Annotated in this window: 19 protein-coding genes; 10 read left to right on the forward strand and 9 right to left on the reverse strand. The window is 34.6% G+C overall.

What is annotated here, in order from left to right:
* Positions 1-191 precede the first annotated feature (191 nt).
* The 4 genes from QLQ94_RS11005 (at position 192) to QLQ94_RS11020 (ending at position 3208) form a co-directional block, all read left to right on the forward strand.
* Entirely contained in the window at positions 192-941 is a 750-nt protein-coding gene (locus QLQ94_RS11005) for a DeoR/GlpR family DNA-binding transcription regulator (protein ID WP_271335506.1), read from the forward strand.
* A gap of 115 nt (positions 942-1056) precedes the next feature.
* Complete coding sequence (locus QLQ94_RS11010; RefSeq protein WP_271335505.1) at positions 1057-1515, forward strand: hypothetical protein; 459 nt, start codon at positions 1057-1059, stop codon at positions 1513-1515.
* Positions 1516-1694: 179 nt separating this feature from the next.
* Positions 1695-2252 (forward strand): LemA family protein, encoded by a 558-nt coding sequence (locus tag QLQ94_RS11015; RefSeq protein WP_482499762.1) that lies wholly within the window; start codon positions 1695-1697, stop codon positions 2250-2252.
* The gene (locus QLQ94_RS11020; protein ID WP_271335503.1) at positions 2252-3208 is read left to right on the forward strand and encodes a DUF3137 domain-containing protein; all 957 of its coding nucleotides are present in this window, start codon (positions 2252-2254) and stop codon (positions 3206-3208) included. The genes QLQ94_RS11015 and QLQ94_RS11020 overlap by 1 nt, the downstream gene beginning before the upstream one ends.
* A 15-nt stretch (positions 3209-3223) precedes the next feature.
* Here QLQ94_RS11020 and QLQ94_RS11025 read toward each other — a convergent pair whose 3' ends face one another.
* The 4 genes from QLQ94_RS11025 to QLQ94_RS11040 form a co-directional block, all read right to left on the reverse strand.
* Positions 3224-4120 (reverse strand): hypothetical protein, encoded by an 897-nt coding sequence (locus QLQ94_RS11025; protein ID WP_482499765.1) that lies wholly within the window; start codon positions 4118-4120, stop codon positions 3224-3226.
* Between the two features lie 78 nt (positions 4121-4198).
* On the reverse strand, positions 4199-4651 hold the full coding sequence (locus QLQ94_RS11030; RefSeq protein ID WP_427401879.1) for a hypothetical protein: 453 nt from the start codon (positions 4649-4651) through the stop codon (positions 4199-4201).
* A gap of 368 nt (positions 4652-5019) precedes the next feature.
* On the reverse strand, positions 5020-5160 hold the full coding sequence (locus QLQ94_RS11035) for a hypothetical protein (protein WP_427401880.1): 141 nt from the start codon (positions 5158-5160) through the stop codon (positions 5020-5022).
* Positions 5161-5225: 65 nt separating this feature from the next.
* Positions 5226-5366 (reverse strand): hypothetical protein, encoded by a 141-nt coding sequence (locus QLQ94_RS11040; protein WP_427401881.1) that lies wholly within the window; start codon positions 5364-5366, stop codon positions 5226-5228.
* Positions 5367-5899: 533 nt separating this feature from the next.
* Between QLQ94_RS11040 and QLQ94_RS11045 the strand changes: the two genes are divergently transcribed.
* On the forward strand, positions 5900-8806 hold the full coding sequence (locus tag QLQ94_RS11045; RefSeq protein WP_427401882.1) for an FAD-binding and (Fe-S)-binding domain-containing protein: 2907 nt from the start codon (positions 5900-5902) through the stop codon (positions 8804-8806).
* 491 nt (positions 8807-9297) lie between these two features.
* Here QLQ94_RS11045 and pgl read toward each other — a convergent pair whose 3' ends face one another.
* The 3 genes from pgl to gndA all read right to left on the reverse strand — a co-directional run bounded on the left by pgl (position 9298) and on the right by gndA (position 13053).
* A complete protein-coding gene (pgl, locus tag QLQ94_RS11050) occupies positions 9298-10017 on the reverse strand; it encodes a 6-phosphogluconolactonase (protein ID WP_271335496.1) in 720 nt (239 codons plus the stop codon).
* 78 nt (positions 10018-10095) lie between these two features.
* Positions 10096-11607: a glucose-6-phosphate dehydrogenase gene (zwf, locus tag QLQ94_RS11055; RefSeq protein WP_427401883.1), complete on the reverse strand. Its 1512-nt coding sequence runs from the start codon at positions 11605-11607 to the stop codon at positions 10096-10098.
* Positions 11608-11646: 39 nt separating this feature from the next.
* The gene (gene gndA / locus QLQ94_RS11060) at positions 11647-13053 is read right to left on the reverse strand and encodes an NADP-dependent phosphogluconate dehydrogenase (RefSeq protein WP_482499768.1); all 1407 of its coding nucleotides are present in this window, start codon (positions 13051-13053) and stop codon (positions 11647-11649) included.
* 282 nt (positions 13054-13335) lie between these two features.
* Here gndA and QLQ94_RS11065 point away from each other — a divergent pair, with 282 nt between their 5' ends.
* Together QLQ94_RS11065 and QLQ94_RS11070 are read left to right on the forward strand one after the other, a co-directional pair.
* On the forward strand, positions 13336-15267 hold the full coding sequence (locus tag QLQ94_RS11065) for an amino acid permease (protein WP_482499770.1): 1932 nt from the start codon (positions 13336-13338) through the stop codon (positions 15265-15267).
* A gap of 278 nt (positions 15268-15545) precedes the next feature.
* Positions 15546-16640: a DUF695 domain-containing protein gene (locus QLQ94_RS11070; RefSeq protein WP_271335492.1), complete on the forward strand. Its 1095-nt coding sequence runs from the start codon at positions 15546-15548 to the stop codon at positions 16638-16640.
* Positions 16641-16844: 204 nt separating this feature from the next.
* Here QLQ94_RS11070 and QLQ94_RS11075 read toward each other — a convergent pair whose 3' ends face one another.
* Entirely contained in the window at positions 16845-18047 is a 1203-nt protein-coding gene (locus QLQ94_RS11075; RefSeq protein ID WP_271335491.1) for an aminotransferase class I/II-fold pyridoxal phosphate-dependent enzyme, read from the reverse strand.
* 421 nt (positions 18048-18468) lie between these two features.
* On the opposite strand from QLQ94_RS11075, the gene QLQ94_RS11080 reads away from it, so the two are divergent.
* Positions 18469-18924: an Lrp/AsnC family transcriptional regulator gene (locus QLQ94_RS11080; RefSeq protein WP_133509395.1), complete on the forward strand. Its 456-nt coding sequence runs from the start codon at positions 18469-18471 to the stop codon at positions 18922-18924.
* Positions 18925-19419: 495 nt separating this feature from the next.
* Entirely contained in the window at positions 19420-20823 is a 1404-nt protein-coding gene (gene lpdA / locus QLQ94_RS11085; protein WP_427401886.1) for a dihydrolipoyl dehydrogenase, read from the forward strand.
* 62 nt (positions 20824-20885) lie between these two features.
* Here lpdA and QLQ94_RS11090 read toward each other — a convergent pair whose 3' ends face one another.
* Positions 20886-21539 (reverse strand): hypothetical protein, encoded by a 654-nt coding sequence (locus QLQ94_RS11090; RefSeq protein WP_271335488.1) that lies wholly within the window; start codon positions 21537-21539, stop codon positions 20886-20888.
* 144 nt (positions 21540-21683) lie between these two features.
* Here QLQ94_RS11090 and QLQ94_RS11095 point away from each other — a divergent pair, with 144 nt between their 5' ends.
* Positions 21684-22226 (forward strand): lipocalin family protein, encoded by a 543-nt coding sequence (locus QLQ94_RS11095; protein WP_271335487.1) that lies wholly within the window; start codon positions 21684-21686, stop codon positions 22224-22226.
* Positions 22227-22325: the final 99 nt, after the last annotated feature.

A 22325-nucleotide genomic window follows, 5' to 3' on the forward strand; every position in this document is an offset into this window, starting at 1 on the left:
ATATAAACATTTTTTTTAATTAATGCGATTTTGTGCGATATTTTAAAATAAAATGTTTGATAATGCATAATAACGCATTATAATCGTTTTAAATCAAAAAAATTTCATAATAAAACTCCTATTTTTTAAATTTGTTCAATTAAAACGTGCATAATAATGCATTATCTTTTATATTTGTTTAAAAAAAGAAAATGTTGAAAAAAGAAAGGCATCAATTTATCATGGATAAATTCAAAGAGGCCGATAAAGTAAATACGATCGATCTCGCTCTCGAATTAGAGATCTCTGAGGATACAATTCGCAGGGATTTCAATGAATTGCACAACAAAGGACTTATTGAAAAAGTATATGGAGGTGCCTTTCTGGTAAAGGATAAGTCGCGTAATATATTTGATATCAATATCGTCAATGAAGATAAAAAAATAATTGTAGGCCAAAAAGCGTTGTCGTTTTTACGCGAAGGTCAAGTAATTATTATGACAGGAGGTACCACCAATTTGTCGTTTTGTAAACTCATTCCAATTGATTTCTCTGCTACAATATATACCTATAGTTTGCCTATCGCGATGCAATTGTCACAACATCCTAATATTGAATTGATTTTTATAGGTGGAAAACTGCAAAAAAATGCAATGGTAACTGTTGGTATCGATGTGGTTCAGGTTTTGTCGAAAATCAAAGCTGATGTTTGTTTTATAGGCGTAAGTAGTTTAGATGTCAATCAGGGACTTACAGAAATGGGTTATGAAGTTTCGATCATCAAAAAAGAAATGATCAACGCCTCAGACAAGATTATTGTTTTAGCAACTTCAGACAAGATCAACGGCAAAATGCCTCATAAAGTTTGCGGACTTGATAGAATAGATGCCATAGTAACAGAGTTGAGTCCTACAAGCCCCCGAATTAAAAACTTTGCAGATGCCGGTGCTCGTTTGTTTTAACTAAATATGTTTTTTTGCAGCGGTAATAATCAATCCTATTCCTGAGTTTAATAAAGAATGATATATTTGAAGTTTATTTTCGGGGAAACAGTATAACCATTACAGCTAAAAAAGAATGAAACAGTTTGGTATTCAATTTATAATTTCAAATAGTGTCATTGTGATGCTGGCTATAATCGCTTTTTTTAGCTCTCCCGTTATGTTTGCTATGTTTTTTGTGCCGGTATTACTTATTTGTATTGTTACAAACGCAACTTTTTCTGGTATTATTTATTATATAAACCATAAAGTATCGATATTCCTATCGGTATTCATTTTTGTACTATGCGCTTGGTTTCTCAAAGTAATAAATAGAAATTCTAATGACTATAGTGATTATGAGAATTGGCAATTTTACAATCATCAGCAGATAATATCTACCAAATTAGACCTGATTATAGGTAGGAATTTATTAGGTTTTCAGCTTTTTTTGTTTATGATTTTATTGAATCTCTTTTCGGGTTTTATCGTATTTCTGATCAATTATTTTAGAAACAGGAAAAATAGGGAATTAGATTTTGTGGAAGAGGATTAATAGGAGCCCTCTTATTTTTTTAAGGTAATTTCGTGGTTTCCAAAACTTAAGGTTGTAAATTTCAGCTCTTGTTTCAGGAAAATTTATAGATTCCTTAAAAGTAAGATTTAGTTTACAAAATTAAACGTAGTATTATTTCGTTTTTATTTATATTTGACCAAACTAATAAAACTAAATTCATGTTTGTCATATTACCAATTATTATCATCTTTATATTTTTGTGGATATTTTATTACAATTCACTTATCGGAAAAAGAAATCAGGTAACGAATGCTTTTTCGGCAATCGATGTAATGCTGAAAAAACGTTTTGATCTAATCCCGAATTTGGTTGAAATTGTAAAACAATATACCAATTACGAACAAAGTACATTGACTAAAATTGTGGAGCTTCGTGCCAAAGCAACTTCCGGAGCGATTAGCGATACAGAAAAAGCCAGTCTTGATGGTGAATTGAGTACTACTGTAAGAGGTTTAATGGTAAATGTTGAGAATTATCCCGATCTAAAGGCGAACTCAAGCTTTACTAATTTGCAAACGACCTGGACAGAAAGCGAAGAACAAATTGCGGCAGCCAGAAGAACTTACAATGCTGTAGTTACAGATTTTAATAACGCTATTATGATGTTTCCAGGCAATTTATTTGCAGGAATGCTGAGTTATACTCCAATTCAAGTTTTGGCAACGGCAGAAGAAGAACGTAAAAATATTAGTGCAAAAGAACTTTTTAATAATTAATGGATTCAGAAATCACTAATAATCCAGCCTTACAAGAGATTTTGAATACATTAGAGGTCGACAGAAAAAAAATCGCGTCGACTTATACTGTTTGTTATACTGTATTTGGGATTGCGGTAGTACTTATCGTGGGCGGCCTACTTGTGGGAGCTGCTAGTGTTGCTTTTATATTAAGTTTGATTCCTATAATTGTTGGGATTGTAATGCTTTTTCAGATCGATGGTGATGCGCGAAAATACAAAGTCTCTTATAAAACGAATGTTGTGGCAACGGCATTAAAAAACATCAACGAAAGCCTCACTTTTATACCTCAAAGCGGACTTCCTGAAAATGAATTTATAAATTCGGATCTTTTTACAACAGAACCGGATCGCTATAAAACGCAGGATTTAATAACCGGAACTGTCGATAAAACTTCTTTCTCATTTGCCGAAGTGCATGCCGAATATAAAACCGAAACACAAACCAAAAATGGAACACGCACGGAATGGCATAACATCTTTAAAGGAATTATTTTTGTAGCTGATTTTAATAAAAATTTTACGGTTTCTACAGTCGTTCGTCCAAAAAGTTTTGGGAATACGGTTGGCGCATGGTTCTCTAAAAATGTTTTTAGTTTTGGAAATACCGAAATTGTACAGTTAGAAAATTCCGATTTTGATAATCAGTTTGTTACGTATTCGAGAAATCAAATCGAGGCAAGATATATCTTAACGCCCGCCATGATGGAAAGAATTCTGAACCTAAACAACAAATCCAAGGAAACAATTTCGATCTCGTTTATAAGTTCAAAAATGTATATCGCTTTCCCGTTAAGCACTAATTACTTCGAAGCGCCTATTCATACTTCGCTTTTAGTTCCTGATTTACTTACAGATGATCTTTCGATTGTTCAGTTTATGCATGATATTGTTCATGAGCTGGATTTGAATACCAGGATTTGGGGGAAGGAGTAGGGTAATTTATAAAAATCAAAATTCACAAAGTAAAGACACGGGATATTTTTGTTCTCTGAATATGGTAATATGATTGTCAAGGTCTATAAAAATTTTTTCAAATCGATCAAAAGAAGATTCGTATCCGTATCCAGCATCTCTTTTAAAACTCTCTTTTATTTTGAGTTTACCAACAATTTCAAACTTATCTTTGAACGAAATCATATCTCTATGAGTAACCAAACTATAAGAAAGTCCGAAGAAAAAATTGTCTCGATTCACATATTCCCAAATTTCATCAACGTTTGGCTGTTGTAGTAAAGTTGTTTTCCAGTCATAACCAGATCCAATTTTCTGTCCTGCAATAAAGCAAGATTTCAAATCCTCAACAGTTGGTTTATTTTTTCCTTTATAGGTTGTAGCAACTAAATCATACGTGCATTGTCCTCTATGTTGCGTTATTTTTGCACAGATTATGGCATAATAATTTTGGTCTGAAAGTTGAAACGTTAATAAGTCGTCAGGTTGAAAATAAAGGTTTTTAATTAATCTGTATTTTTTTCTTTTCCTAATTTTCAAATTGGGTTGACTAATCTTCTTTATAAGTTTATCAAGTTCTTTTTGTCTTTTTTTACCTTCGTTTGTATCACATTCCTCTGTCCATACTTTAACGCCGGCTTTTAATTCAATCACTCGTTTTACTTCTTCAATAATATCTTCTGTCATTTCTCCAATTTCCCAAAATGCAAGTGCGTAAGAAGTCACAAATATTTCGTGATAAAAATCGGTTTCCTTTCCGTAATCTTCTTTAATAAAAGGAATTTCTTTTTTAATGGTTTCAGTACTTGCATCACTATCATATAAATCCATTATTTGCTCGTAGGTATCTCGTGCTAAGTCTCCGTCAATTATTTTTATTCCGTCTGTTGCCATTTTATTTCAATAAATATTTAAAAATTGTAAGCTAATATAGTGCGTGTGTTTATGTGAAATTTAAATGTTTTCCTTGTTTTATTTGGATTTACCAATGAAATACTTTTCGATGCTGGCATTGTATCTTTTACTATTGTATTTTATAATAGGTTTATTTTTTCCATCAAAAATAACCATTGCTGTTCTTTTCTGAAGCTTTGTAATATCTATTAGATAGGTTTTATTGTTAGTTACAAATTTTAATTGTCGGGCATTTGTTCTTCCTATGAATCTATTATCAGTTGCTGGGCCATAATTATTGTAAAGAGAGTTTGCTACTTTCGTATGGATTTCAATTTTGTTTTTTGAAGCTGGAATTTTCTGATTTTCTACAAAAAAAACACCTCTTGAAGGTGAGGTTAGAGTAATACCGAACTCAGTTTTTGTATCTGGACTTACAAGTTTAATATACTTTGAAGAGCAAGCATTCATAACAATGATAATTACTAATGAGCAAATAGCAAGAGTTGTATTATTTTTTAAATTATTCATTTGTTTTAATGTTAATGTTTTTTTTATTTTATCTCTGTTTTTTATGAATAGTTTTACCAGACTTCAAAAGATCTAAGCAATTTATCAACTCATTTTTTTTTGTTCTGTTCATTCTTAATTTCTCTCATGCTTTTCTTTGTGCTATCATCAAATTTTATTATTTCGGATAACGATTTATTGTGATCAAAATTTAAAAAACCAGTTTGATCTACTTTTGTCAACTATAGAATACCATTCATTACTTATACCATGAGTATCTTCATATTCAGTCTGTCCTTTAGTTGGTAAAACAAATATAAGTTTATTCGTACTCTCTTTTAATGAATCTTTTTCGATATTATAAAAACTTATCTTATTTTTCTGACACCCTAATCTAAATAATCTAATTCACCATCACTATCAAAATCTGCAAAAACTCTTGCGTCATAGAAGCTATTATAAAAAAGCCAGAAACCTATTAGTTGATTTTGATCCATCTTAATTAGAAGATAACTAAAGATAGTTCCCATTCATATTAAAATTTCTATTTTCTAACCCTATCAAAATAAAATCATTTTTAGTGAAATGTAAATAACTAAAATTTACCTGCCTTAGTGCTTTCGCCATTTGATCTGGCGCGATGGTGTTGTTGAAAAAAGACATAAGCCTGAATTCGGCTTCTTTCGAAAGGTTTTTTGTACTCATAACTTGATATTTTTTTGAATGTAAAACCCATGTAAATAAGATGTTATATGTCTTTAAGAACATTATTGTTGATTACAATATACCATCATACCGCAAGGGCAAATTTATTTAATTCTCAATGTGAAGTTTAAGAACGGCAAATATAATAAAAAACAGATGTCTAAAAAGTTAAAAGAAGAAAAATACTGTTAAAATAGCACAGACTGAATCTGTCGATTCCAATAAATCTTCTGATAAAACCAAATGCCTAGCCTTGATAAAAGTGGAAATCCTTTTGCTTTTTCCTTTAAAAAGCAAAAGATTGAAACGGATAGCAGGAATAGCTTCGAATTAAAATTTTAATGAAAAAACAAATTCCCATTTTACGTGCTGAAATTCAGTTTTCATAAGCCTTTTCCCGATGCCTCGGAATCGCTCAGGTTGACAATTGGGTGTGTAAATTCTAAATTAGAACTCAGGAAAGCCAAAGAAAAGAAAATCTCTGAACCTTTGGCACTTTGCACCTCTGAACCTTAAAAAATAACTATTTTTGTAACTGAAAGAAAAGCCATAAATTCAGCGATAATGTCAATAAATAAGGAGTTAGAACAATTAGCAACGTCATTAGAAGGAACACTTTTATACGATGATCTTCATAAAACGCTTTATTCGACCGATGCTTCGGTGTACAGAATTCGACCAAAAGCGGTTTCTGTTCCTAAAACTATCGAAGATATCAGTAAAGTGATTCGGTTTGCGGCGCAGCATCATATTTCGATTACGCCCAGAACGGCAGGAACTTCACTTGCCGGACAAACGGTTGGTGACGGAATTGTGGTCGATGTTTCGAAAAACTTTACCAAAATCCTGAATTTCGACCCCATTAAAAAAACGGTTACAGTTCAGCCCGGTGTAATTCGTGATGAACTGAATTTATTTCTGAAACCACATGGCGTTTTTTTCGGACCTAACACTTCAACCACAAACCGTTGTATGATTGGCGGAATGGTGGGCAATAATTCTTCGGGAACGACTTCGATTCGTTATGGTGTGACGCGCGATAAAATTGTCGAAATCAAAGGACTTTTAAGCGATGGTTCTCAGGTGGTTTTTAACGAGTTGACTTCGGCGGAATTTATTGCAAAAACCAAAGGAGATACTTTAGAAAATAAAATATATAAAAGTCTTTATGAGGAACTTTCGAAAAAAGCAACGCAGGACGAAATTATCAAGGAGTTTCCAAAACCGGAAATTCACAGACGAAATACAGGTTATGCCGTTGATATTCTATTAAAATCGGATTTGTTTGGCGGAACTGAACCCACAATAAACGTAGGGAAATTACTTTGCGGAAGCGAGGGAACGCTGGTTTTTACAACCGAAATTACTTTAAAAGTTGATGATTTACCGCCAGCGAATAATATTATGGTCGTGGCGCATTATCATAGTATTCAGGAATCGCTGGAATCTGTCGTAGTAGCAATGAAACATCATTTGTATACTTGCGAAATGATCGACGATACAATTTTAGATTGTACAAAAACAAGTCGCGAACACATTAAAAACAGATTTTTTCTGGTTGGAGAACCTAAAGCGATTATGATGTTTGAAGTCGCTTCACATGATGCGGCAGATGCCGAAAATCAAGCAAATGCTTTAGTGGCCGATTTAGAAAAAAATAACTTTGGTTACGCGCTCGTAAAAATATACGGTGCTGATATTGATAAAGTAAACGAACTTAGAAAAGCCGGTCTCGGACTTTTAGGAAGTATTGTTGGCGATGACAAAGCAGCTGATTCTATTGAGGATACGGCAGTTCAATTGAGTGATTTACCTGCTTATATTGCAGAGTTTTCGGCCATGATGCTACGCCACGGACAAGACGCTATTTATTACGCACATGCCGGAGCGGGAGAACTGCACTTGCGTCCGGTTTTGAATTTAAAGAAAACATCAGATTTAAAACTCTTTAGAACCATTGCGACCGATGTGGCCATTTTGGTAAAGAAATACAGAGGTTCGCTAAGCGGTGAACACGGCGACGGAATTGTGCGCGGAGAATTTATTCCGTTTATGATTGGCGAAACCAATTATGAGTTGCTGAAAAGAATCAAATTGACGTTTGATCCGAATTCGGTTTTGAATATCGGGAAGATTGTCAACGCTTTAAAGATGGACGAAAACCATCGTGTGATTTCAGGCAGGACAGAACCGGATATAAAGACGTTTCAGGATTTCTCAGACAGTTTAGGGATTTTGCGTGCTGCCGAAAAATGTAACGGATCAGGAGATTGCAGAAAATTACCATCGGCAGGAGGATCAATGTGTCCGAGTTATCGTGCGACAAAAAACGAAAAAGAAACAACGCGTGCGAGAGCGAATGCGTTGCGTGAATATTTAACGTATTCTGAGAAAGAAAACAAATTCGATCAGAAGGAGTTATACGAAGTTTTTGAGTTGTGTGTGAGCTGTAAAGCTTGCGCAAGTGAATGTCCTAGTAATGTGGATGTTGCAACCTTAAAAGCAGAATTTTTATACCAATATCAAAAAGCAAACGGATTTTCGACCCGAAATAAGATTTTTGCACACAATGCAAAACTGAATAAAATGGGAAGTTTGTTTCCGTCGATTACGAATTTTATTTCGAATCAATCCCTGGTGAAGAAAAGTATGGGAATTGCACCGGAAAGACAAGTTCCGTTGCTAGCCAAAAAGACGTTTAAAAAATGGTATGAAAACCATAAGCCACAACAAAATAATTTCCCGAACGGACAAGTGTATTTGTTTAATGATGAATTTACGAATTATTACGATGTCAATATCGGAATCGATGCTTTCGAATTATTAACCAAATTGGGTTACGAAGTTCTGGTTGTAAATCACGAAGAAAGCGGAAGAACCTATTTGTCGAAAGGATTTCTGGAAGAAGCAAAGAAGATCGCGAATATCAATGTCAATATTTTCAAGGATTTAATTTCTGCGAAAGCACCTTTGATAGGTATAGAACCATCGGCAATTTTGACTTTTAGGGACGAATATTTACGTTTGGCAGATGATAAAGAAAGCGCTCAGAAAGTAGCACAAAGTGCTTTTACGATCGAAGAATTCTTTAAAAAAGAAATTATAGACGGTAAGATCAAACCTGATTCTTTTTCAGAAGAAAAGAAGGAAATCAAAATTCACGGGCATTGCCATCAGAAATCGTTGAGTTCGGTAGAAGCGACTTTCGCAATGCTGAATTTGCCAACGAATAATACGGTTACTATCTATAATTCGGGCTGTTGCGGAATGGCAGGATCATTTGGCTACGAAAAAGAACATTATCAGGTAAGTATGCAAATGGGAGAGGATGCCTTATTCCCTAAAGTCCGTGCTACTGCCGAAAACGTAAAAATCGCCGCCGCAGGAACGAGCTGCCGCCATCAAATTTTTGACGGAACGAGTAGGGAAGCACAGCATCCGGTAAGCATTTTAAGGAATTGCTTGCGTTGAGATAGTATGCCCACAGATGATACGGATTCACTACGTGAAAACGCGGATAAGCGCGGATTTTTATGTTTTATCTTAAGTTTTAGCCACTCATTAAAAAGATTCTTTCACGCAGTCCCGATAGCTATAGGGAGCGTGAGAAATAATTTGTGCTAATTTGTGAAATTTGTGGCAAAAAAATCTAAGTAAAGAAATGTTCAGCCAAAGACTATTAATATTAAAATGATTTTGTTGCGCGCAGTCCCGATAGCTATCGGGAGCAGATTATAGCAGATTTAATTTTAGATTTTTATTAAATAATCTGCGCTTATCTGCTTAAATCTTTTTAAATCTGCGAGAAATTTTTATTAAAAGAATCTATGGCTAATTTTTTCTCTCGCAGATTTATCAGATTTTTTTTGACAAAGATTAAAAAGAAACCGGCGTCAATCTGTTTTGTCCGTAAAATCCGTGGGCAAAAAAGCTCTCCGGGAATCTCTGTGAGATACCTCGCCTTATAGCAAGCTGGAAGCTGCTTCATCAACAAACCAGGTCAATTTTCCGTCGATAGGCTGTATCAATTGAGAAGGGTAGTTGTTCACCTCTTTTTGCTCGTCTTTAATTACGTGTTTTAGTGCTTCGGCTTTGTTTGCTCCAAAAACTAAAAATGCCACATTTAGCGCTTTATTGATTAACGGAGCTGTTAAGCTAATACGATGTGTATTTAATTTTTCTACAAATACTGATGCTACAGTAGCTTCTGTATCAGCAACCAAAGTAGTATGCGGGAAAATAGAAGCTGTGTGTGCATCATCTCCCATGCCTAAAAGAATTAAATCAAAAACAAGATCATTGTTGTCAAAATGTTTGTCGATTCTGCTTTTATAATCAGCGGCTGCGGCTTCAGGATCTAAAGTAGTATTGACATAAAAAATATGATTTTCGGATGTTTCTAAGATATCAAAAAAAGATCTTTTAGCCATTAAGCCGTTATAGTTTTCATCGTTTGCAGGAACAGTACGTTCGTCGCCAAAAAAGAAAAATACCTTGTTCCAGTCGATTTTGTTTCTGTATTCAGTAGCTAGAAAAGTATAAAGTGCTTTAGGTGAATTTCCTCCGGTAAGCACAAAATTAAAACGGTCGTTTTTTTCTATTGCTGTTTGTGCAATCTCAATAATGTAATTGGCTAAATCCAGCGTTAATTCTTCGGTTGTTTTGTATATACGTAAGTTCATGTTTTTTATTCTAAATAAGTAATAACGAAGCACAAATAATTTTTTAATTGATTTGTACTTCGTTCAATTACGTTTGTATTATTCTTTTTCTTTTAATGGTAGATTAAACCAATGAAAACCATCTCTGGCAATCAATGCTTCAGCTTTTTCAGGTCCCCAGCTGTCAGCTTGATAATTAGGGAAGTTAATCGATTTTTTGCCTTCCCACGAGTTCAGGATTGGCATCACCAATTCCCAGGCAGCTTCTACCTGATCGCCACGCATAAATAACGTTTGATCGCCCATTATGGCATCTAGCAGCAATGTTTCGTAAGCTTCCGGACTGTCATTTTTATAAGTGCCTTTATAATCAAAAATCATGTCTACAGGATTTAGGACCATATTCAGCCCCGGTCTTTTAGCCAATACTTGCATTCGAATACTCATCTCTGGCTGAATACTGATTATTAATCGGTTTTGCTGCCAGTTTTCGGTCGCGCTTCCGGAAAAAATCTGATGAGGTACGTCCTTAAATTGAATAGTGATTAAAGACGAAGTTTGGTTTAAACGTTTTCCTGTTCTTAAATAGAAAGGAACGCCTTGCCATCTCCAGTTGTCGATATGAAATTTAGCCGCTGCAAAAGTTTCTGTATTAGATTCCGGGTCAACACTTTTTTCCTGGCGATATCCAAGTACTTCTTTGCCCTCGACCCAACCTTTGCTATATTGTCCTCTTACGGTGTTAAAACGAATGTCTTCCTGAGAAAACGGACGAACAGCTTTTAGAACTTCTACTTTACGATTTCTAATTTCAGTCGCATCAAAACTTATAGGAGCTTCCATTCCAACTAAACAAAGCAATTGCAAAAGGTGATTTTGAATCATGTCTCTTAATGCTCCGGCTCCTTCATAATAGCCACCGCGATCTTGTACGCCCAATTGTTCCGTTACCGAAATTTGGACATGATCAATATATTGCCTGTTCCATAAAGGCTCAAACATAGCATTTGCAAAACGGAAGGCCATCATGTTTTGCACTGTTTCTTTTCCTAAATAGTGATCGATACGATAGATTTGCTTTTCAGTAAAAATGCTGCTTAACAGCGAGTTTAAATCTTTTGCAGTTTCTAAATCGTAGCCAAAAGGCTTTTCGATTATAATTCGGCTATTATCTTCGTCTTCAGTTAATTTGTATTTTTTTAAGCTTTCGGCAATTACAGGAAAAAAACTAGGTGCTACAGCTAAGTAAAAAATTACCTGTGTATCTTCTCCATATTCCTGTTGGTATTTTTCGATACAGGCTTTTAAATTTTCAAAAGTTTGAGGCTGATCAAAATCCGTTGCACAATAATGTAAGGTATTACCAAAACGATCCCATTTTTCCTTGACTTTTCCGGTGCGCGAAAATGCGCAAACAGCGTCTTCCAGTGCATCTTTATAGCCTTGATCAGTATATTCTGTTCTCCCTGTGCCAATGATAGCAAATTGATCAGGCATATAACCTTCGATAAACAAATTATAAAGTGCCGGCGCTAATTTTCTTTTATTTAAATCACCTGTTCCTCCAAAAATTACAAAAATAGTGGGGTTTAACTTGGCTTTAGTTTTCATATTTATATTGTGATTCGTGTATTAAAACATTGATGCTGGTTAATTCCATTTCGCATGAAAAACACCTTCTTTATCAATGCGTTCAAAAGTATGAGCTCCAAAGAAATCTCTCTGTGCCTGAATTAAGTTCGAAGGCATTCGGGCACTTGTAATAGTGTCAAAATAAGTAAGAGTCGAAGCAAAAGCAGGAATACCAACACCAGAAGTTACACAAGCAGCAACTGTTTTGCGAGTACCTGCCAAAGTAGATTTGATGATTTCCTGAATACCGGCATCTCCAAACAAATGTTCTAATGTGTTGTTTTTATCATAAGCCTGATAAATATTTTCTAAGAATTTGGCTCTAATGATACATCCTCCACGCCAAATTTTAGCAATTTCGTTTAATTTCAATTCGTACTTGTATTCTTTAGAAGCTTGTACAAGCAAATGCAAACCTTGTGCATAAGCAGAAATCATCGAAAAATAGAATGCATTTTCAAGATCCTCAAGCGAAATATCAATTTTAGAATCTTTTTTGCCAAAAACATCTTCCAGAGAAACTCTCAGTGCCTTGTATTTAGATAAATCACGATTGGTAACAGCTTCATTAATGGTAGGGACAGGCAATTGCAGTTCCATCGAAACCTCTGAAGTCCATTTTCCAGTACCTTTTGATCTCGCTTCATCTTTTATCATGTCCAGAAGGTCGTTTGGTGTTTCGGTATCTTTAACAGGGAAAATATCTGTTGTAATTTCTAATAAAAAAGATTGAAGCCTTCCTTCATTCCATTTCTTAAATACATTGTGAATTTCCTGATTCGAGTATCCCAAACCATTTTTAAGAATTCCGTACGTTTCGGCAAGAAGCTGCATGATAGCATATTCAATTCCATTATGCACCATTTTTACAAAATGTCCGGATGCACCAGGACCAATATAAGTTACACACGGATCGTTGTTTACTTTTGCAGCAATGGCTTCAAAAATATCTTTCATGACATTGTAGGCATTTTTGTCTCCGCCAGGCATCATACTAGGACCAAATCGCGCACCTTCTTCACCACCGGAAATACCCATACCAAAGAAATGTAAACCATCATTTTCTAGTTCTGCAACTCTTCGGTTCGTATCGCTAAAATGAGAGTTCCCACTATCGATAATGATATCGCCTTTGCTCAAAAGCGGTTTAAGTTCAGCTATAACACTATCAACAATTGGTCCGGCAGGCACTAATAAAATTAGCGTGCGGGGTGTTTGCAGACTGTCAATAAAGTTTTCGATATTATCAAATCCTTCCAAGTTATGATTCTTACCTTCCTCTTCAAGTTTCGTAATCATTTTTTGGTCTTTATCATACCCTGTAACAGAAAAACCTTTGTCTGCCATATTCAATAAAAGGTTTCGGCCCATTGTGCCTAATCCAATCATTCCTAATTTATATTTTTTAGAATCGTTATTTGCCATTTTTTATACATTTAGAACATCAAAAATAAGGTTTAAAATTTATATTATTAAGGATTAGTCCTGATTTCGAATTAAGGATCCGGTATTTTAGCTTTGAGGTTATTCAGATAAATTAAGTTATAAAGAAAAATCCTTAATTATGTTGTTTAAATTTAATTTTATCAGAATAACTAAAGAGAAAACAAAATGGTTTTATATATTTGAAATCAGGATAATTTTTGCATTATTTGCAAAATAAAACAGCAAACACCGATTTAAATTAATTTAAAAGCAAAACCATATATGGCATTATCAGGTTTATTCCGTAAAAAAACGGTACAAGATATTCTGAAGCAAGTTGCAAAAAACGAAGCAGATGGTCATAATGCATTAGGAAAACATTTAACCACGAGAGATTTAACTGCGTTTGGAATTGCTGCAATTGTGGGAGCAGGAATTTTTAGTACCATCGGAAAAGCCAGTGCTGATGGTGGACCGGCGGTAATTTTCTTGTTTTTATTTACTGCTTTAGCCTGTAGTTTTGCTGCTTTTGCTTACGCCGAATTTGCCTCAATGGTTCCGGTTTCAGGAAGTGCTTATACGTACTCTTATGTAGCTTTTGGAGAAATAGTTGCCTGGATAATTGGTTGGGCTTTAATCATGGAATATGCTGTAGGAAATATAACCGTTGCCATATCGTGGAGTGATTATTTTACAGGACTGCTCCAGAGTGGCGGAATTCATCTCCCGCAATGGATCCAGATGGATTATCTAACGGCTTCAAACGGATTTAAAGATGCCACGGCTTTAATGCAGGGCGGAAAATCATATGAGAATTTAGGCAGGGGATTACAGGAAGCTTATACGGCCTGGACAACATCACCAACGATTGGATCTTTCCATTTTGTTGCTGATTTACCGGCATTGTTTATCATTATTTTGATTACAGCGTTGGTTTACAGAGGAATGAAAGAGTCCCGTAATGCCAGTAACTTAATGGTTGTAGTAAAACTTTGCGTAGTGCTTTTAGTAATTGCAGTGGGTGTATTTTATGTAGATACAGCAAATTGGGATCCGTTTGCACCAAATGGGGTTAGTGGAGTTTTAAAAGGAGTTTCGGCTGTTTTCTTTGCTTATATTGGTTTTGATGCAATCTCGACAACTGCCGAAGAATGTAAAAATCCACAACGTGATCTACCACGCGGAATGATGTGGGCGATTATCATTTGTACTATATTATATATCGCCATAGCCTTGGTTCTGACCGGAATGGTAAATTATGACGAACTAAATGTTGGAGATCCTCTGGCGTTTGTTTTCGATAAATTAAACTTAAAATGGATGTCCGGAATTATAGCCGTAAGTGCTGTAGTTGCAATGGCAAGCGTTTTGTTGGTTTTCCAGATGGGTCAGCCCCGTATCTGGATGAGTATGAGCCGTGATGGTTTATTGCCAAAGAAATTTTCTACCGTGCACCCAAAATTCAAAACACCATCATTTGCTACTGTTGTAACAGGTTTTGTGGTGGCAGTTCCAGCTTTGTTTTTGAATTTGACAATGGTAACAGATTTATGCAGTATCGGAACTTTATTTGCCTTTGTCTTGGTTTGCGCCGGAGTTTTGGTTTTACAGGATAAAAAAGATATCCCGAGAGGAAAATTCAAAACACCTTACGTGAATTCAAAATATATTTTGCCAGTTTTTATGATTGTCGGACTGTATTATGCTTTCAATTTCAATACTAAAGCAACAATGGCTTTTATTAATAATGAAGAGCAGACTTATGACGCAACGACAATTATCACATCATTAAATAAAGAAGAATCAACCAAAGTTTTCAATTATTTAGAAAGTATCGATCTTCATAATAAAACTGCACAAACCGCAGATTTAGAGCATTTATTAAGCCAGTATCAAGACGATGATGCTAAATATGCTGCCGTTGTAAAAGGATTGCCAGTCAGTGATTCTCTAAAATACGAATCAGGATTCAGCTTATTCAAACACAAAATCCCAATGTGGATATTTTTAGTAGTTTTAGTTGGATTAGCAGTTTGGGCCTTTAGAAAAAACTTGTCTTTAATTCCGTTATTAGGTCTTATCTGTTGTCTGTATATGATGGCTGAATTAAGCGTCTGGAATTGGATCTACTTTACCATCTGGTTATTAATAGGATTGATTATTTACTTTACGTACAGTAGAAAAAACAGTAAGCTGAATACGATTGAAATATAATTAACTATAAATTATATATAGAAATCCGCTCTGAAAATAATCTCGGAACGCTACAAACACGAATTTTATCAATTGTCAGTACTAACTAGTTTGTGAAATAAATTTTACAAACTAGTTTTACGCAATTAAACTTGGTGCTAAGACGTGAAATTCGTGTTCATAACAGATTTATAATACTTCCATAATTAGTTCAGAACGACTTTTTTATCAATATATTCTTATGTTTTTCTAAAAGGTTTTCTTAAGTTTGAGGATTGTAATTTTTAAATTCTAAACGAATGAGTTTTCTTAAAAATATTCTGGGTAAAAAAGATACTCCGATAAATTCTAGTAGCGATTTTTGGAATTGGTTTCTAAAAAATGAAAAAGAGTTTTTTAAAATTGTTCAAAGCCGTAAAAACATAAATACAGATTTCTTTGATAAACTTGCTCCAAAGTTAAATGAAGTGCACTCTGGGATTTATTTCCTGACGGGTATGTTTGACGATCAGACTGTCGAATTAATTTTAACACCGGATGGGGCAATTAAAAATATTTACGTAATTGAAGAGTTGGTAAATAATGCTCCGCAAATTAAAGGCTGGAAATTTACAGCTCTTAAACCGGCATCAAATATTAAAGACGTTAGTATTAATTATGAAGATTATGAATTTAAGAAAGAAAATTTAAAATTTTATCCTAATCTCGATAAAAACTATCCGGACGAAATTGATCTTACAATTATTTACGATCATTTTACAGAAGAAAAAAAAGGAATACTAGCGAATGGAATTTATATTTTTCTGGATAATTACCTGGGCGAATTGCATTCAGTTACTTTGATAGATAATATGAGAGTAATTGGCAACAATGAAGTTGCTGAGGAGCTGATTCCAATCGAAAAATTAAAAGATTATTTAATTTGGAGAGAAAAAGAGTTCATCGAAAAATACGAAGGCACAAGGCATAATACAGAACATGATGGTTACGCAAGTTTTGAAGGGAAAACAAAAGAGGGTGGAATTGTTTTGGCAGTAATCAATACAACTCTTTTGCAATGGGATAAAAAAGCATCCCATCCCTGGATTTTGATAGTTGGAATTCCGTATGAGGAAACTGACGAAAGTGGTTTGCCGGATAATGAAACTTACAAACGATTGGATGAAATTGAAGATGAAATAACGTTAAGTTTAACTGATGCAGATGGCTATCTAAATGTTGGACGCGAAACAGCAAATAACAAACGAGAGATCTTTTTTGCCTGTAAAGATTTTCGAAAACCTCCTAAAGTTTTAGATGCATTAATAAAAAAACACAATAAAACGTTTGAAATAAATTACGAAATTTATAAAGATAAATATTGGAAATCCTTTAGGCATTACGAACCAAAATAAAGTAAAAATCCGTTCTGATAGATTTCAGAACGGATTTTTTGTTTTGCTACAGATAAAAAAGGTTTTTTTTTCACGCAGATCTTGCAGATTTCAGCACATTTAATGTAGATAGTAATAAATAAGACCTGTTTATATCTGCCTAAATCTTTCAAAATCTGCGTGAAAAAACTTTAGTGCAACACTGCGAGCCTCTGTGAACCAAGGCTACAATATGCCAAGCTCCACCATACAAGCCTTCATCATTTCATAAGTACGCTCAATATCGTTATCCAACCCAATAGAGAAACGAATCAAACCGTCCGTTAATCCCATTTCGTGTTGTTCTTCTAACGGAATCTCACTAGACGTCGAAGTTCCGGGAGCACTAAATAGTGTTTTGTAGAATCCTAAACTTACAGCGAGATAACCTAGATTTCTGGCTTGCATCAATTCCATTAGTTCATTCGCTTTTGCCAGAGTTCCAACATCAATTGTCAGCATTCCGCCAAAACCATATTCCGGATTGATCATCGTTTTGTAAAGTTCATGGCTTGGGTGACTTTTCAGTCCCGGATAAACTGTTTTGAGTCCGTCTTTTTCGAATTTATCCGCCAGGACATGAGCATTATGACTGTGTTGTTTGATACGGATATGTAAAGTACGAAGGTTTTTCATCACAGAAGCTGATCGCAAACTGTCCATTGTTGGACCCAAAAGCATACTTGCTCCCGAGTTTACATTTTTAAGCGAATTGATGAATTCTTTCGATGCGCAGGTCACGCCGCCAACTGTATCGCTGCTTCCGTTGATGTATTTGGTCAAACTATGAATCACGATATCGGCGCCTAATTTTGCCGGAGAAACAGACAAAGGCGAAAACGTATTATCGACCACCAATTTCAAATTATGCTTTTTAGCAATTTTGGACAAACCTGCAATATCAGCAACTTCTAATAACGGATTACTCACCGTCTCGCAATACAAAACTTTCGTTTTTGGCGTAATTGCAGCCTCTACAACATCAAGTTTTGTAATGTCTACAAAGCTTGTTTCGATCCCGAATCTAGGAGTGAAATTCTTCAAAAAAGCATAAGTTCCGCCATAAATTGTTCTGCTCGAAACAATGTGATCGCTCGTACCACACAACTGCAACAGAGTAGGTGTAATCGCGCCCATTCCCGAAGCCGAAACATTTGCCGTTTCCGTTCCTTCCATTGCCGCCAAAGCCTGATCTAAGTATAAATTGCTTGGAGACGAATGACGTGAATACAAATAGCAGCCCTCCATATTCCCCTCGAAAGTGTCGAACATCGTTTTAGCCGAAAGAAACGTATATGTCGAAGAATCAGAAATAGAAGGGTTTACACCGCCAAATTCACCAAAGTATTGCAAATCCTGAATTTTATCTGCTGGATTAAAGTTTTTCATTTTTAGTTAGTTTCAAGTTTTTATTTGTTTTAAGTTTTAGGTTTCAAGTTGTTGGAACTGATTATCAAATTTTAATTTTTAACCATTTTCATTGGAATTCAAAATTTGGAATTTGATTTGTCATCCTGAGCGAAGTCGAAGGAAGGAACTATTCCTGCTATCCGTTTCAATCTTTTGTGCCGAACCCCGGCACAAAAGGATTTCCACTTCTATCAGGGCTAATACATTCGTATTCAAAAGAAATTCTATTCAAAATAAGGACTATTTAGAAAATTAATCAATTGAGTAAGTAATAATTAGAATTTAAAACTATAAAAAGTAATTTTTAAAGATTTTTAATCTAAATTTGATAAAGAAAGTCTAACGCAGTAGATTTTCTATCTTTTCGTAACAAACTATCAACCAAAAACCATCAACTATAATGACTTTAGACGCCACCGATAAAAAACTCTTAGTCTTACTACAGACCGACAGTAAAAAGACCACCAAAGAATTATCTTTAAAACTGAATCTGTCAGTAACTGCAGTTTACGAACGCATCAAAAAGCTAGAGCGCGAAGGAATCATCAAAAACTACGTAGCATTAGTAGACAAAACCAAAATCGACAAAGGATTTGTCGTTTTCTGCCACTTAAAACTCATTCAGCATACCAAAGAGTTCCTCACCAAATTCGAAAGCGAAGTGATCAAACTCAACGAAGTTTTAGAATGCCATCACGTAAGCGGCGATTATGATTATATCCTGAAAGTATTAGTAAAAGATATGGAAGAATACAGAGAATTTCTGGTAACCAAATTGACTTCGCTACAGCATATTGGCAGCACGCAAAGTATGTTTATGATTAGCGAGGTAAAGAATTCGACGGTGATTTTTTGAGGAAGGTTCAGAGAGGCAAAGGGACGAAGGTTTTTCTCATCATTTTTGTCATCCTGAGGAACGAAGGATCACATGAGATATTCCGCAAACAGAATCGCCAATCTTTGCCGAGCCCCATATGTGATCCTTCGTTCCTCTGGATGACAAGTTTATGTATAAGCTTTGCGACTATGTGACTTCTAAGTTTTTTTAAAACTGCTTTATCTGTAAAATCAGCCTGAAACATTCTTTTTCATTTTCAAAATCAAAAAGAAAATTTAAAAAATTTGCGTCTCTTCACGAGACTAAAAAACAACAACTTTGCGAGCTTTCGCGTAACTCTTCGCGAACTTCGCGGTAAAAAAAACTTTGTACCTTCGAGACTTCGTGGTAAAAAAACAAAACTTCTTAGCAAAACCCTCCACCCAAAATTTCACACAAAAAACATTGAGATTTAAACTTTAAACAAAACTTTATTCCTTAATTTTGTATCGCTAAAAATAAAATAGACAAACTATGAGTTCATTTGACGTAGTCATTATAGGTTCAGGTCCTGGAGGATATGTATCAGCAATTCGTTGCGCACAATTAGGTTTCAAAACTGCGATTGTAGAAAAATATAATTCATTAGGCGGAACTTGCCTTAACGTAGGTTGTATTCCTTCAAAAGCATTATTATCATCTTCTCATCATTATGCAGAAATTGCACATTTTGCAGATCACGGAATCGAAGTTTCGGGTGAAGTAAAAGTCAATTTAGAGAAAATGATTGCTCGTAAACAAGCAGTTGTAGATCAAACCGTAGGTGGAATCAACTACCTAATGGATAAAAATAAAATTACTGTTTTCAACGGTTTAGGATCTTTCGTAGACGCAACGCACATTGCAGTTGCAAAAGCTGACGGAACTTCTGAAACTATCGAAACAAAATATGCTGTAATCGCTACAGGTTCAAAACCATCTTCTTTGCCATTTATCAAAATTGATAAAGAAAGAATTATCACTTCTACTGAAGCATTGGCTTTAAAAGAAGTGCCAAAACACTTAGTAATTATTGGTGGTGGAGTTATCGGAATCGAGCTTGGACAAGTTTACTTGCGTTTAGGAGCACAAGTTTCTGTAGTAGAATTCATGGACAGAATCATTCCCGGAATGGATAGTTCTTTGTCTAAGGAATTGACTAAAGTATTGAAAAAACAAGGAATGAAATTCTACGTTTCTCACAAAGTAAAATCAGTAGAAAGAAACGGTGATGCTGTTGTCGTTCAGGCTGAAAATGCAAAAGGAGAAACAATCACTTTAGAAGGAGATTATTCATTAGTTTCTGTTGGTCGTCGTCCGTACACAGACGGATTAAATGCTGACAAAGCAGGAGTTAAAATTTCAGACAGAGGACAAGTAGAAGTAAACGATCATTTACAAACTAACGTTCCTAATATTTATGCAATTGGTGATGTTGTTCGTGGAGCAATGTTAGCACACAAAGCAGAAGAAGAAGGAACTATGGTTGCTGAAATCTTAGCAGGTCAAAAACCACATATCGATTATAACTTAATTCCTGGTGTAGTTTATACCTGGCCGGAAGTTGCTGCAGTTGGACAAACAGAAGAGCAGGTTAAAGCTTCTGGAACTGAATACAAAGTAGGAAGTTTTCCTTTTAAAGCTTTAGGTCGTGCAAGAGCAAGTGGAGATTTAGACGGATTCGTAAAAATCATTGCTGATGCTAAAACAGATGAGGTTTTAGGAGTTCACATGATTGGAGCCCGTACTGCAGATTTAATTGCTGAAGCGGTTACTGCTATGGAATTCAAAGCTTCTGCTGAAGATATTTCAAGAATGAGTCATGCACATCCAACTTTTGCTGAAGCAGTAAAAGAAGCAGCATTAGCGGCTACAGATAATAGAGCATTACACGTATAATTTACGTTAAATCATAATTTTAAAAAACCTCTAATTCCGAAGTTTTGGAATTAGCGGTTTTTTTATTCTTTTACGATTTTAAAAATATAGTAGGTTTCTTTGTTTTTAGTATAAAGACTATACGTTTCATTTTCTTCATCGTATATTTTATAGAGGTATTTATCGCCTTTAATACTTAAATTTCCCCTTGAGATATTATTGCTTTCAATGAATTCCAGTTCAAATTCGCAATTGCCTTTTTTTCGATAATGAAGTTTTGAAAAAGTATTATCAGAAAATTGCTCAGTCCACAAATTATCCTTTAAAGTTACTGCTACCTTATTGCCATCGTTCTCGATATAATAATATTTTGAAGTCTTGTCGAATTGATTACACTTTGCCTTCGCTATTTTCTCGACAGGTTTTTCCTCTTGCATAGACCAGGTCCTTTCTTCTGCCTTATTAGGAAAAAGTGCTACAAATTCATTACAGTTTTTTTGTAATCTATAGAATATAAGTTCAAAAGCTTTTTTTTGAACCAGACTATCATTAAACTTTGCTAAATAAGGCGTAATGTGGGAATTGTTTATAGTATTGATTCTGATTTCATTATTCAGGTTTTTATTCTGAATCAATGATTTACATATTTCAGTAGTTAATGAATCAACAGATTGTATCGATTGAGCGTTAGAAAAATAATAAAAAGATAAGAAAGCTAATAAGATATATTTTTTCATTTAATGGAGTTGTTGATTGATCAAATATATAATTTTCAGCAGAAAATCTTCTTTCTTAAAACCAATAAAGTTGTAAATGTTATTTTAAATTGTGTAAAATAAATGCTTTACGGTATTTGTAGCTTTATACAAAAATAGATCGTTATGAAAAATAGATATATAGCTCCCGTTTTAGTTGGAGCAGGAATAGCTCTCGCACTTTATTCTTGTGGTACTACAATTCCCAAAAATGCAAAAGCAGTTACTAATTTTGACAAATCGAAATATTTAGGAAAGTGGTACGAAATTGCCAGACTTGATTTTAAATATGAAAAAGGACTGAATAATGTTACAGCCGAATATTCTCTCAATGATAACGGAACAATCAAAGTTGATAATAAAGGTTATGACGAAAAAAAAGAAAAATGGGAGCAAAGTATAGGTAAAGCTAAGTTTGCTAAAAGCGATAATGTCGGAATGCTGAAAGTTTCCTTCTTTGGTCCATTTTATGCCGGATATAATGTGATTGCTGTTGAAGACAACTATAAATATGCACTTGTTGCCGGCGAAAATTTAAAATACTTGTGGATACTTTCCAGAGAAACGACAATCCCCGAAAGTATAAAAGCAGATTTTCTAATTAAAGCCAGAGAAATAGGATATGAAATCTCAGATTTAGTTTGGGTAAAACATGATAAAGCAAATTAATGAACACGGATTACTGTTAAATGCCGTGACACGATAAATTAATAAAGATTATAAACGTTGAATCTTTATTAAATAAGAAGCCCGATGCTCAAAAAGTAT

The sequence above is a fragment of the Flavobacterium sp. B114r genome (assembly GCF_056824125.1).